The organism is Gardnerella sp. CCPDSM, from assembly GCF_056754715.1.
This window is the reverse complement of sequence record NZ_JBQEQO010000059.1, coordinates 1-549: the sequence shown is the minus strand read 5'-3', so window position 1 is coordinate 549 and position 549 is coordinate 1. Positions and strand designations below refer to the sequence as shown.

Annotated in this window: 1 pseudogene; it reads left to right on the top strand. The window is 39.3% G+C overall.

Annotated elements, in window-relative coordinates:
* Positions 1–549 (top strand): annotated as a pseudogene (locus ACTJLE_RS06500) (hypothetical protein); the annotation flags it as partial.

Genomic DNA, 549 nt, shown 5'->3' with positions numbered 1-549 from the left:
AAAGGTGAAAATTATCCTGAGTCTGAACACCCGTATAAAGCTGGGACAAGCAAACTATGGCATTACGTTTCAGCTGAGAGTATAAGTAGTTTTAGAACGTTCGATTGGCTGAGAGTTAAAGATAAAGACATTGAGGCTGCTAAATCCACGGCTGATAAGGCTATTTCTAAACTAACTATAGTAGAAGATTCCATATCTTCAATGGTTAAAAAAGGTGATTTTGGTAGTTTCATGCAGCAAAACTATAATAGTTTCCTTCTCGGGTTTAACCATTCGAGTAAATACGTGCAAATAACACCCGGGCAGATAGAACTTTACGATGGTGAAGTTGATGAGGATCATAAAAGAGCTGTTTTTGATAAAAACGGGAACAACTTCTACCGTAACGGCGTGTATATTGGCTATGTTGGAACCGGCGAGTGGGAAGAAGATAATTCTCACAAGGGTCTAGTTTTTCATCTTACTAGCGACGGAAAGTATATGGCTTTCGCGCAACGTAAAACGGCTGATGAAGAAACATACGCTACTATGCTGTGTTTTTCACGTTCA